Annotated in this window: 13 protein-coding genes; 4 read left to right on the forward strand and 9 right to left on the reverse strand. The window is 55.8% G+C overall.

What is annotated here, in order from left to right; genetic code table 11:
* Positions 1 to 24: 24 nt before the first annotated feature.
* Entirely contained in the window at positions 25 to 744 is a 720-nt protein-coding gene (locus tag FE784_RS27615; protein WP_139605480.1) for an SOS response-associated peptidase, read from the forward strand.
* A 317-nt stretch (positions 745 to 1061) separates the two neighbouring features.
* On the opposite strand, the gene FE784_RS27620 is transcribed toward FE784_RS27615, so the two are convergent.
* The 5 genes from FE784_RS27620 to FE784_RS27640 form a co-directional block, all read right to left on the reverse strand.
* Positions 1062 to 1886, reverse strand: a complete 825-nt coding sequence (locus tag FE784_RS27620) for a glycerophosphodiester phosphodiesterase (protein WP_246132213.1) — start codon at positions 1884 to 1886, stop codon at positions 1062 to 1064.
* A gap of 45 nt (positions 1887 to 1931) precedes the next feature.
* Entirely contained in the window at positions 1932 to 2966 is a 1035-nt protein-coding gene (locus FE784_RS27625) for an alcohol dehydrogenase catalytic domain-containing protein (RefSeq protein ID WP_139605481.1), read from the reverse strand.
* A 321-nt stretch (positions 2967 to 3287) separates the two neighbouring features.
* Positions 3288 to 4076, reverse strand: a complete 789-nt coding sequence (locus tag FE784_RS27630; protein ID WP_139605482.1) for a DUF4184 family protein — start codon at positions 4074 to 4076, stop codon at positions 3288 to 3290.
* Positions 4077 to 4191: 115 nt separating this feature from the next.
* Positions 4192 to 4944, reverse strand: a complete 753-nt coding sequence (map, locus tag FE784_RS27635; RefSeq protein ID WP_139605483.1) for a type I methionyl aminopeptidase — start codon at positions 4942 to 4944, stop codon at positions 4192 to 4194.
* A 33-nt stretch (positions 4945 to 4977) separates the two neighbouring features.
* Positions 4978 to 5613: a serine/threonine-protein kinase gene (locus FE784_RS27640; protein ID WP_246132214.1), complete on the reverse strand. Its 636-nt coding sequence runs from the start codon at positions 5611 to 5613 to the stop codon at positions 4978 to 4980.
* Positions 5614 to 5798: 185 nt separating this feature from the next.
* Here FE784_RS27640 and FE784_RS27645 point away from each other — a divergent pair, with 185 nt between their 5' ends.
* On the forward strand, positions 5799 to 6314 hold the full coding sequence (locus FE784_RS27645) for a C40 family peptidase (RefSeq protein WP_246132215.1): 516 nt from the start codon (positions 5799 to 5801) through the stop codon (positions 6312 to 6314).
* A 131-nt stretch (positions 6315 to 6445) separates the two neighbouring features.
* On the opposite strand, the gene FE784_RS27650 is transcribed toward FE784_RS27645, so the two are convergent.
* The 3 genes from FE784_RS27650 to FE784_RS27660 form a co-directional block, all read right to left on the reverse strand.
* Entirely contained in the window at positions 6446 to 7795 is a 1350-nt protein-coding gene (locus FE784_RS27650; RefSeq protein WP_139605484.1) for a sensor histidine kinase, read from the reverse strand.
* Positions 7792 to 8499 carry a response regulator transcription factor gene (locus tag FE784_RS27655; protein WP_139605485.1) on the reverse strand — a complete coding sequence of 236 codons (708 nt, stop codon included), beginning with the start codon at positions 8497 to 8499 and terminating at the stop codon, positions 7792 to 7794. The genes FE784_RS27650 and FE784_RS27655 overlap by 4 nt, the downstream gene beginning before the upstream one ends.
* Before the next feature lie 132 nt (positions 8500 to 8631).
* A complete protein-coding gene (locus FE784_RS27660; protein ID WP_176706563.1) occupies positions 8632 to 9252 on the reverse strand; it encodes a phosphatase PAP2 family protein in 621 nt (206 codons plus the stop codon).
* Positions 9253 to 9406: 154 nt separating this feature from the next.
* On the opposite strand from FE784_RS27660, the gene FE784_RS27665 reads away from it, so the two are divergent.
* Positions 9407 to 10273, forward strand: a complete 867-nt coding sequence (locus tag FE784_RS27665) for a class I SAM-dependent methyltransferase (protein WP_139605487.1) — start codon at positions 9407 to 9409, stop codon at positions 10271 to 10273.
* A gap of 61 nt (positions 10274 to 10334) precedes the next feature.
* Here the strand turns inward: FE784_RS27665 and FE784_RS27670 are convergent, their stop codons facing one another.
* Positions 10335 to 10739, reverse strand: coding sequence for a MarR family winged helix-turn-helix transcriptional regulator (locus FE784_RS27670; protein WP_139605488.1), 405 nt, complete (start codon positions 10737 to 10739; stop codon positions 10335 to 10337).
* Positions 10740 to 11024: 285 nt separating this feature from the next.
* Here FE784_RS27670 and FE784_RS41170 point away from each other — a divergent pair, with 285 nt between their 5' ends.
* Positions 11025 to 11195, forward strand: coding sequence for a hypothetical protein (locus tag FE784_RS41170; protein WP_176706564.1), 171 nt, complete (start codon positions 11025 to 11027; stop codon positions 11193 to 11195).
* Positions 11196 to 11262 lie beyond the last annotated feature (67 nt).

An 11262-nucleotide genomic window follows, 5' to 3' on the forward strand; every position in this document is an offset into this window, starting at 1 on the left:
CATGAGAAGGAGGAACGCATACGCATGTGCGGCAGGTATACGATAACGATTTCGCTCGAGGAGCTGCTGCTCCGCTTTCATATCGACCCGGCATTTCCGTTGTATCATCGCCCCCGATATAACGTCGCCCCGGGCCAGCTGGTGCCCGCGATCGTGAACGACGGAGAACGCAACCGGATCGGCGAATTGAAGTGGGGGCTCATCCCGCAATGGGCCAAGGACGAGTCGATCGGCTCGAAAATGATCAACGCCCGGGCCGAGACGGTGGCGGAGAAGCCGGCCTACCGGATCCCGCTCGAGCGTAAGCGGTGCCTCGTACCCGCCGACGGATTTTACGAATGGAAGAAGAAGGACGACGGCAAAACGAAGCAGCCGATGCGAATTACGCTGAGGAACGAAGCCATGTTCGCGATGGCCGGCCTGTACGACATATGGACGACCCCGGACGGACGGAAAGTAAGCACGTGCACCGTCATTACGACCGCTCCGAACCGGCTTATGGCCGACATCCATGACAGGATGCCGGTCATTTTGCGGCCGGAGCACGAGTCGGTCTGGCTGGATCGCGGCATGCGCGACACTTCCCGGCTGCTCGACATGCTGAAGCCGTATCCGGCGGAGGAAATGAGGGCGTATCCGGTTGCCGCTGGCGTCGGCAATGTAAGCAACGACGGACCGGAATGCATCCGCGAGCTGGACGATGCGGCCGGAGCCGCGAAGCGCCGGGAAGGCGCGGGAGAGTAATCTCGCGTGTCGCCGTCGATGAAGATTTACCGAATCGCGACGCCATGGCGTTACGCACCATCTCCGTCCAAGAGCGCCCGGACGTAAAGTTACTCGTCCAAAGCGTTCCCCATACGTTCACTTTTGTTCATTTAAGTTCTTTTATTCTCATATATATCTTATTATTGGCAAATATTACAGTAAATGAATTTGATTTTAAATAATATTGAGCATATTTATGCAAAAGCGACATTCTATAACGGAAAAGAGCAAACAAAAGAACCGGAAACCAATTTCTCCATCCGGTTCTTGTTTCGGTTCTTCTTTCGGTTCTTCGTCTACTTGTCTAGTCCTGGCCACGAATGGACGCATTGCAGAAATCTCGCCGGCTCGTCGGTAGCGAACCAACGGATACCCAAATCGAGCAGCATATGAATGGAACGGTCGTCGAACCGGAACGGCAGCACTTCCAGATCGACGCCCGCGGCACTCGTCTCCGCGAGGGCGAGCTTCAGAAATTCGCGGTCGATGGCGTAAGGCCAATCGGCATTGTCGGCATTGGCGTTCAAGTGCAGCTGCACCTGGTCCAGCCCGTCGAATTGCAAATCGCGCGCTTGCTGGGCATACGTTTGCTTGATGCGTTCCGCGCTTCCGCCGATCCATAGCATGCTTTTGACGCTCGCCGCAATCTGCTTCATCTCGCGGCAATTCGCCTGAACGTTATGGGTGAAGATGACCTGCTCATTCACCCCGTACCGGTCGATCAATTGACCCAACTGCCGTAAATCGACATCCTTCAAATCGAGGTACACCAATCGTTCCGGCTTCCCCTTCATTTCCGCGAACAGTTCTTCCACGGCAGGAATTTTCTCTCCCGCGAACTTGGCGTCGAACTTGATTCCCGCGTCCCAGTCCTTCGTTTCTTCGAAGTCGAACTCGGAAATGCGGCGATCTTTCACGGAATCCGGGGCGGTAGTCGTCCTCGCCGGAGTCGCGTCGTGCAGACTGACGATGACGCCGTCCTTCGTCGTCCGGATGTCGGCCTCCGGAATGCCTCCCAAGCTCCACGCATATCGGTTCGCCGCCATCGTATTGTCCGGGGCTTCGTAGGCGCCGCCTCCGCGGTGCGCCTGCCAGTACACTTTATCGGGTATTCGCGTCACAATTACCACTCCAATGGAATAAGAGTATGAATGCGTCCGGTCGCTTTACCAGTGAAATTCCATGACCGTCTTTTTCCAGCCCCGGTGCTCGGCCGTATCGTCCATCGCAGCTTGAAAATCTTCAACCGAACGGACGATCCAATTATGCTCGGGCAAAATGCGCCGCAGCGTAGCTTGGCAGGAAGGCTCCTTCATCGCTTGCATGACGCTTGCGAAATCGGAGCGGGAGCTGCGGCTGCTGCCGAGCAGCGTAATTCCTTTCTCCAACACATCCCGCGTATTGACCGGAACGCGCTCCTCGGTCACTCCCATCAAAATGAGGCTGCCTCCCGGCTTCAGCAGGTCGATCGCCTGGTTGATCGCGCTTTCGCTGAACCGGCCTCCGGTGCATTCGATGGCAATGTCGACGGGCTCGGCCGCCGCAAAGTCATAGTCCTGCACGAGGGCTACGCTCGCGAACTCGAACTGGGCGATTTTATCCGAAATCGCTCCGAATACGCGCAGCCGGTCCCGCTGCAGCCCATACACATGATGGAGCATCGCGGCCGTGAAATAGCCTACCGGACCGTCGCCGAAGACGGCCACGGTCGCGCCGGAAGCAAGCCGTTCCCGCACGCGGGAGACCGCACGGTAAGAGACCGAGCAGAGCTCCGCCAGCACGGCGATTTCATCCGGCACCTCGTCCGGAATCGGAAGCGCGCATTCCGCGGGAACGACGAGGCGATGCTGGGCGATCCCGTCCATGCTGCTGCCGAGAAAGCGTCCCCGGTGGCAATAGTTTTCTCCCGCTTCGCCGCGGCATGCCGGGCAGCAATCTTCAGGCCGGATCCTTTCGCGAACGAAGCCGGGGATGTTCGGAACGATGACTACGCGTTGCCCCGGCTCGGCTCCCGGCGCCCTGCCGGATACGATGCGGCCGATCCCTTCGTGGATAAGCGACAACGGCAGCTTGCGCGCCAGCGCCTCGGGACGCCTCTGGCCGGTATAGTAGCGCAAGTCCGCATGGCAAATGCTCGCGAGCGTCGGCTCTACGACGACCTCCCCGTCATGCACGGCGCGTTCCAGAACAATTTCGCACATTTCACCGGGCTTTAACAATCTGAAATTTCTCGAATCGACGGTGTATGCTGTCGCTTCCGTTTTCAATTATGAAGCACGCCCTTTCCAGTCCGTTTCCGCAAAATCGCGGCGAACCGCGTTTAGCAATATCAACCAACTAAATGCTCGATTTTGCTCGTTTGCGTTCATTTAGATTATGTTCCATTGTTCATTTCTTGTCAATACAAACAAAAGCCATTCGCCCGGAAGGAACGAATGGCTCGTATGCACATTTTTGCAGCATAATCAGACTTTTGGCATTGCCGCAATAAAATCGTCAGTCGCAAACCGTCGGCGGACCGATTATTTCACATTTCCGCTGAAGCTCCCCGGCGACCGATGGCGCCCCGCATGAACGACGGAAGCGGCGAGCAGGCCGACGACAGCTCCGGTTAACGGCGCGACGGGTATAATGAACAGAAGGTGCCGATAATGGCTGGAAGGGTGAATAAATAGAGCGAAGGCGGTAATCGCAAACGTCGCGAGCAGAACGACGGACCAATACGTCCATTTCATCCGCCCGGGCACTCGCGGTACGTTCGAAGGGATCCTTAGCCTGCGAAGCAGGAAAACGGCCAACAGCAGCAGCTCGATCGCTATCAACAGCACCGACAGGCCAAATTGGAGCAGCATGGCGGGTGAGCCAGCCCAAGGAAACAGCCGCTCCACGGTGGATGTGGCAATCGGATACATAATCCCTCCACTGTGGGAGAATCCGTCCAGAAACAGATGACTGTACATCCCGAGCATAATCGACAATACCAAGACGACCCAAGCTTTTATTCCCGCTATGCGCCACCCTTGCTCGGCATAATGGTAGGCAATCCGGTTGATAGGCGCGGGAAGATGAATCGCCGCGGCCGGCAGAACGAGCCGGTGGAACGCAAAGGCAAGCGCGATCGATGCGGGCAGTCCGACCGCGAGCATGCCGATATGGGAATGGCCGAAGGTCGTATCCGTAGGGCGAAGCAAAACAAAATTGAGCAAATCGGGGGCGATCGACCCGAGCACGAGACCCGTTTTGTTGAATTTGTTCGGAAACAGCTTATTGATCACGATAGCCGTGATCGGATGGGCGGGGGTATAGGGCATATGGCACCTCCTTACTCTGCATAACGTATATGTCGGCTAAACGATGGCCCGCCGTTTATGAAAAAAGCCCTAGATACAAATTGTATCTAAGGGCGATGCCTTTGTCAAACTTGCCCTACACCGTCATGATAACAGGTCCGTCCTTCGTCACGACGACGGTATGCTCGAACTGCGCGACCAAGCTGCGGTCAGGCGTCCGAATGGTCCATCCGTCCTCTTCCTCGAGGACATATTCTGCGCCTGTCGACAAAAACGTCTCGATCGCAAGCACGACGCCGTTTTTCAACAGACGACCGTCTTGTTTGTTCTCGAAATTCGTAATATCTCCGGGCTCTTCATGCAGCTTTCTCCCGACGCCATGGCCCGCCAAATTGCGGATAACCGCAAAGCCGCGCGAACGGGCTTCCCGCTCGATCGCCTTGCCGATCCGGTTCAGCTTCGCTCCGCTCCTCGCCTCGGCCATCCCGGCGTCCAGCGCCTTCCGCGAGCTATCCACGAGTCTTTGCTTCAGCTCCGTTTCCGGCGAGTCGCCCTCTACGACGATGGTCGCGCCCGTATCCGCATAATACCCGTCCAACTCGGCGGATACGTCGACGTTCACGATATCGCCTGCGCGTATCGTCCTTCTTCCCGGAATGCCATGGGCGGCCACGTCGTTAATACTGATGCACGTCGCCCCGGGGAAATTGTATACCTTTCTCGGCGCCGGAGTCGCCCCGTGCCGCTTCAGCATCGCTTCCCCGATCCCGTCCAGCTCCGCGGTCGTCATTCCGGGCACGATCGAACGAAGCATCTCGTCTCTGGTTCTCGCCACGATTTGGCCGATTCGGCGCAGCCCGGCCCAATCCTTTTCGTTTTCAACGGTCATCCTCATCTCTCCTTGTATGAAGCTGTATGATCCTCATGATTCCCTTCTGCGGACTAGCCTGTATCCCTTGCGCAGCATATTCAGCAGCGGCCCCGGCAAAGGAACGGGAAATCGCAGCAGCAGCGGCTTGTATAACGCGTAATACGATTTTTTGAAATCGCTCCACATGATGCAATATTCGTCTTTCAGAAAATCCGACACGTCTACGACGACACCGCGCCCTTCGATCATCATGACGTTTTTGCCATGCACGTCGTGCGGATTCAAGCCCCGCTTCCGGGCGTATTCCAACGCCGCGTCGATATCCCGGATGACCTTCTCCGGAATGCGGATCCCGCGCCGCAAGCATTCGTAAATCGTCACGCCGGTCAACCGCTTCAGCACGAGAAACGTGTCTCCCGCCCCATAGCATTCCGAATAAGCCGGGTGCCGCCCCAATTTGCGGTAAACCTCCACTTCTTCACGCAGTCCGGGCCTGCCCTCCGCATACACCTTCACGACCTTGTCCGGCTCCTCGGGATGCAACACGACCGCCGCATAATTGCCGGCGCCGACAAGACGCCACGGCTTCGGCACCGATATAACCTCGACCGGTTCCCGGGGATCCGCGCTGCGTATTTCAAGCCGCGGCAAAAGCCCTTTTTGCACCATTTCCATGAACGTTTGCACGGCTTTTCCTCTCCCCAACCGCTCCGGCGGACGCTTACCGGACTTTTTTAATGTTATTTTAATAATTGCCCCGAATGTCAGGCGGCTCTAGGGTTTGTTTTTTGACTGGAACTAACATCCATATTTTACTCTGCTATACTTGTTTGTAGGTGGCCGCCATATTAAGTAACAATCGGGAGGTACGAATGGTTCAGCAACAGAAATCCAAATGGTACAAGCCTGTTATTGGCGCTTCTATCGCACTAACGATAGCATTATCCGGTAATTTCGGATTCATGTCAACGCCGGCTCATGCCGAAACCGTTTCCGTTTCTGCAACGCGTGCGGATCGCATTATTTCCAACGGTTTGAACTTCAAAGGCACGCCGTATGTTTTCGGAGCCAAATCGGGCCGCACAAGCGCATTCGACTGCTCTTCTTTCACGCAATATTTGTACAAAAAGCAGGGCATCTCGCTTCCCCGCTCTTCCAAGCAGCAATCCAAAGTAGGCAGTTATGTTTCGAGAAGCAATTTGAAAAGGGGCGATCTCGTCTTTTTCTGGACAAGCCGGACAGGAAGAGGCAACGTAGGTCATGTAGCGATTTATATGGGCAACGGCAAACTGTTGCATACGTATAAAAAAGGAGTCGGAGTGACGACCTCCAGCTTGAACTCCAGCTACTGGAGCTCCCACTATATGACGGCTCGCCGAGTTTTGTAATCATCGCCGCAATCGCAGCGATGAGCGACCGCGACACGGCGGTAACGAGAGCCACTCCACATGACGCGACGCCCTTCTATATGAAGGGTTGTTTGCGTTTGGAAGCGCTTCATCCCGCCGCCGGTAGCGGATCAGCTCGGCAGCGACACGGTTACGATCGTTCCCCGCCCCGAACGACTGGCCATCCGGATCGTGCCTCCGTGACGTTCCACGATGCTCTTGGCAATCGCCAGCCCGAGTCCGAACCCTCCGGTTTGACGCGTTCTGGCCCGGTCCGTTCGGAAAAAACGGTCGAAAATGAACGGAAGCATATTCTCCTCCAGCCCGATCCCCTGATCGATGACCTGAATCCGTACCGTACCGTCGCCGGGAACGACCCGGATGCGTACGGGCTTGGAGCTGTACTTGATCGCATTGTCGAGCAGGATGAGCAGCAGCTGCTTCAGCTTCTCCGGATCGCCCGCAATCGGCACCGAGTCGGCCTCGCTTTCCACCCGGATCGTCCGGTCGAATGCCAATTCCATGGCCGAAGCGGCGGAACGGATGACCGCCATCAGCTCGACCGGGGCAAATTGAAGCCAGTCCTCCTGTTCGGATTCCGCGAGCTGCATCAATGTTCCGACTAGTCCTTTCAGCCGATTGGACTCCCCCAAAATCGCCTCGATCGCTTCTTTTCTGATTTCCGGATCTCCGCCCCCCCACCGCTTCAGCATATTGGCATAGCTTTCGATAATCGTCAGCGGCGTCCTCAGCTCGTGCGAAGCGTCGGCGACGAATCGTTTCTGCTTCTGCACGAGCTCTTCGAGCCGGGATATCATCTCATTGAACGTAATGCCGAGTTTGCCCAACTCGTCGGTTCTCGCCGTGAACTCCCGATCGAGCTTGCGGAACGTGCCGCTCTGCTGGATCAGCTGCATCGTATTGTTCAGCTGGCGAAGCGGCTGCAGCAAAAAACGGGTATAGAACAGGCTGCCTATGACCGATATCGTGACCGCCCCGATCGTCATCAATACCAAGGCCGAGGTGAGAACATTTATGTATAAACTCCATTTGGTCAACACGCGGGCAATTTCCAGCACGCCGATCTGCTCGTTGCCGGCAAAAATCGGGACTTGCACGTATAAATAACGGGTTTTCTCGATGCGCTTGATCGCGTAGCTTTCGCGAGTCGTTACATGGGGCTGCTGAACGCCAAGGATCTCGTTGCTCTCCACCTCTTGCCTGATCAGACCGTCCATGTCGATAATGCGGATCATCTCGTCGCTGACGAGAAAATCTTCGAGCAGGTCCGAAGCGCCCCAGTAGCCAGGATCATGGATTTTTCGGTTTTCCAAAATCGACTGGGCTTTGCCGAACAGCAGCTCCTTCTCGCTCTTCGCGGTAATGTTGACGATTAACCAGTACAGAAGCGTGTTGAACAAGACGAGGATGAAGATGAGCCACGCCGTCGACAATACGATGAGACGGACGCGCAAGCTCATGTCTGCTTATCCTCGGGAGACGAATGCTTCAAATAATAGCCCACGCCCCGGCTCGTCTGGAGGAGCTTCGTTTTATAGCCTTCGTCGATTTTTTGACGCAAATAACGGACGTAGACGTCGACCAGATTCGTGTCGCCGGCGAAATCGTAGCCCCATACGTCGGACAATATTTGCTCTCTAGTCAGTACCACGCCCGGATGCTTCATAAAGTAGAGCAGCAGCTCGAATTCGCGAGGCGTCAGGTCGATCGGCTCCTCCGCGCGCTTTACCGCTCTCGATTTCTCATCGAGCACGAGGTCCGCAGTCCGGTATACGCTATCGTCCCCGTCCGGCCTTAGTCTGGACAAGCGGATTAATCCGCGGATTCTCGCCATCAGTTCCTCGATCGCAAACGGCTTCGTTACATAATCGTTGGCCCCCAGATCGAGACCGGTCACCTTGTCGGGAACCGAATCGCGCGCCGTCAGCAAAATAACCGGAACCGTACGATTCGTTTCCCGGATTTTCTCCAGCACCTCGAGCCCGGTTATGCCGGGCAGCATAATATTCAGCAAAATAACGTCCCAGACGCTTCCCCGCGCAAGCTCCAGCCCGTCCGGACCGTTCTTCGCAAGCGTCACCCGGTACCCTTCATGGCGCAGCTCCAGCTCCAGCACCCGGGCAATTTTCTGCTCGTCCTCCACCAGCAACACATTTCCGCTCATAGCTCCTCCGTGACGGGGATAATCGATTCGGGCTCATAAAAAGTACTCGGAATCGGCTTCGAAGCTCAGCTTCACTTTTTGGGGTACAGTATAGTATCCCCCGTCACGGGTGTCTGTAATCGGACGCAGCCGCTATTCGCGACTCGCCGCCACGCCGGCGCATACGAGCATCCACGCGCCGCCGATGGCGAAACCGGCCAATATATCGCTCGGGTAATGCACCCCCAAATAAATGCGGCTCACCCCGATAAGCGCGATGAGCGCAATGCCGGCCGCAGCTACCGTCCAAGCAACGCCCGGCTTACGCTTCTTCCAATGGCGGACTAGCAAAATGGCGACGAGACCGTAAAACGAAGCGGACATCAACGCATTTCCGCTCGGGAAGCTGAAGCCGGTCGCCTGTATGAGTGCGTCTGCCGATGGCCGAGGCCGCTCGAACACGCTTTTCAACCCTTTGTACAGCCCGAAAGCAACGGCAAGGTTGACAATGAGCAGCAGCGGCTCGAGCCGTTTCTTGAAGCCGAAGACGAAAAGCGCCGCGAATGCGACGAGCAGCACGGCGAATACCGTCGTGGAGACCAGCGGGGACAACGCTTTGAAAAACGTCGTGAGACCGTCCGTCCGCAGACCGCGTATCCAGCTGCCGACCGATTCGTCGAAAGCGGTAGGACCGTCTTTTTTCATCGTAGCGGCCAGCCCGCCGAAACAAATCAGCAGCAGAACGGCTCCGACCCAGTACTTCATCTTGTTCATGTTCGATTCCAGCATCCCTTCCGTAAAATTATGCCAAACTAATGCTACCACAAAATACGCGATTATGGATACAATCCCGCGTGAAAAGTGGATATCGCCCGGTCATTTCATGTAGAATAGAATGGATAACGAGACGAAAGAAGGACTATAGCGAATGTTTTACGCCGATGATTGGAAAGACTACGAATGTATCGACACGGGGGACGGAGATAAGCTGGAGCGTTGGGGAGACGTCGTGCTGCGGCGGCCGGACCCGCAAATCATATGGCCGATCCGCAAAGAAACGTCGGCCTGGAAGCAAGCGGACGCGCATTATCACCGCAGCTCGGCTGGCGGCGGACAATGGGAAATGAAGCGCGAGCTTCCCGAACGCTGGGTGATCGGTTACGATAAGCTGTCGTTTTATATTAAGCCGACCGGCTTCAAACATACCGGGCTATTCCCCGAGCAGGCGGTCAACTGGCGCTGGATGATGGACAAAATCGCCGCCGCCGGCCGACCGGTCAAAGTATTGAATTTGTTCGCCTATACGGGGGGAGCCACTGTCGCTTGCGCAAGCGCCGGTGCGGAAGTATGCCACGTCGACGCGTCCAAGGGCGTCGTCCAGTGGGCCAAAGAGAATGTGCAGTTGTCCGGCTTGGGACAGCGCCCCGTTCGCTTCATAACCGACGACGTGTTCAAATTCGTGCAGCGCGAGGAACGCCGCGGCAGCAAGTACGATGCCATCATCATGGACCCTCCTTCATACGGCCGCGGGCCGAGCGGCGAGACGTGGAAGCTGGAAACGAACCTGTATCCGTTCGTCGAATTTTGCGCCGGCATTTTGACGGACAACCCGTTGTTTTTCCTTATTAACTCTTACACGACGGGACTGTCTCCTACGGTCATGCACAACATCCTGTCGATGACCGTAGCCCGCAAGCACGGAGGGCAGATCACGTGCGGGGAGATCGGATTGCCGATTACGTCATCCAAGCTGTTCTTGCCGGCCGGAATACTGAGCCGTTGGGAAAGCGAATAAACAAGCAAGAAAAGAGCGCAGAGAGCGAAATCTCTGCGCTTTTGGTTTCGTATGGCGACCGTCAATTGGCCACTTTGCCCAGCAAGTATACGAGCAGCTGTTGGTTATGGGACGATATCCGGTCCAGCTGGGAATGGATAAATTCATCGCGGATGTCTACGCCCCGCACGCATTCTTCCAGCCCCTTCTCGGTCGGGATAATCCAGACGATACGGCGGTCTTTCTCGTCGCGCTGCCGCACGATCAGCTCGTTCTTCTCCATCCGGTCGAGCAGCGTCGTTACCGCCGCCGGAGTCGTGTGCAGATGATCGAGCAAGTCCGACGGCTTCATCCGTTCCTGGTTCAGCAGTACCTCCAGTACGTTCAGCTGCCCTTCCGTCAAGGCCGGCGACAGCTGCGTTTCCATGTGCGACTTCAAGTCTTTGCTGATCTTGCTCCACAGTTTCGCGAATTGATTGGAATACAACCTTTACACCTCCTGAGAGCTTTTCGAAGAAAAGCCGCTTCGTAAGCATTGGCAAAGCTTTCGCGGAGAAAGCCGCTGCGCCAATCGCTCGGATACTGCTGTGCGTCAGCCGTATCCTTTCCTATTTCTATTATAACAATCGCGGTTGTCGGATTAAAGGTTAATACTATTAATATTTTGCAACATAATGTGGGAAACCGTTTAACGTTTTGATAGGGTTCAACATATATTGCATTATACGATGCGGAACTTGACGACAAGACCCGATTGAGGAGGATGAACCGTATGGATCAAGCCGGCAAAGCGGAAATCGTGAAAAGGGCATTAACTGCGGGCATCATAAACGACCCACAATGGCTTCATAAGCTGGATGAGCCTATGCCGGCGTGGGCCGTTATCGAAATGCTCGTAAAGCTGCTGGAAAAGCTCGATCCCCCTTATGAAACATACGATTAAGGAACTGTCGCGCGGATGCCGTTACTTCTATCCGGCAATAAAAGCGCAACAGTTCCATGGGGGATAC

The organism is Paenibacillus hemerocallicola, assembly GCF_006265175.1.
Lineage (GTDB): Bacteria > Bacillota > Bacilli > Paenibacillales > NBRC-103111 > Paenibacillus_AB > Paenibacillus_AB hemerocallicola.

Coding starts and splice junctions, on each gene's coding strand:
- FE784_RS41170 (WP_176706564.1), top strand. CDS start 11,025: ATGGATCAAGCCGGCAAAGCGGAAATCGTGAAAAGGGCATTAACTGCG.
- FE784_RS27625 (WP_139605481.1), bottom strand. CDS start 2,966: ATGTGCGAAATTGTTCTGGAACGCGCCGTGCATGACGGGGAGGTCGTC.
- FE784_RS27665 (WP_139605487.1), top strand. CDS start 9,407: ATGTTTTACGCCGATGATTGGAAAGACTACGAATGTATCGACACGGGG.
- FE784_RS27655 (WP_139605485.1), bottom strand. CDS start 8,499: ATGAGCGGAAATGTGTTGCTGGTGGAGGACGAGCAGAAAATTGCCCGG.
- map (WP_139605483.1), bottom strand. CDS start 4,944: ATGACCGTTGAAAACGAAAAGGATTGGGCCGGGCTGCGCCGAATCGGC.
- FE784_RS27615 (WP_139605480.1), top strand. CDS start 25: ATGTGCGGCAGGTATACGATAACGATTTCGCTCGAGGAGCTGCTGCTC.
- FE784_RS27630 (WP_139605482.1), bottom strand. CDS start 4,076: ATGCCCTATACCCCCGCCCATCCGATCACGGCTATCGTGATCAATAAG.
- FE784_RS27660 (WP_176706563.1), bottom strand. CDS start 9,252: ATGAACAAGATGAAGTACTGGGTCGGAGCCGTTCTGCTGCTGATTTGT.
- FE784_RS27645 (WP_246132215.1), top strand. CDS start 5,799: ATGGTTCAGCAACAGAAATCCAAATGGTACAAGCCTGTTATTGGCGCT.
- FE784_RS27650 (WP_139605484.1), bottom strand. CDS start 7,795: ATGAGCTTGCGCGTCCGTCTCATCGTATTGTCGACGGCGTGGCTCATC.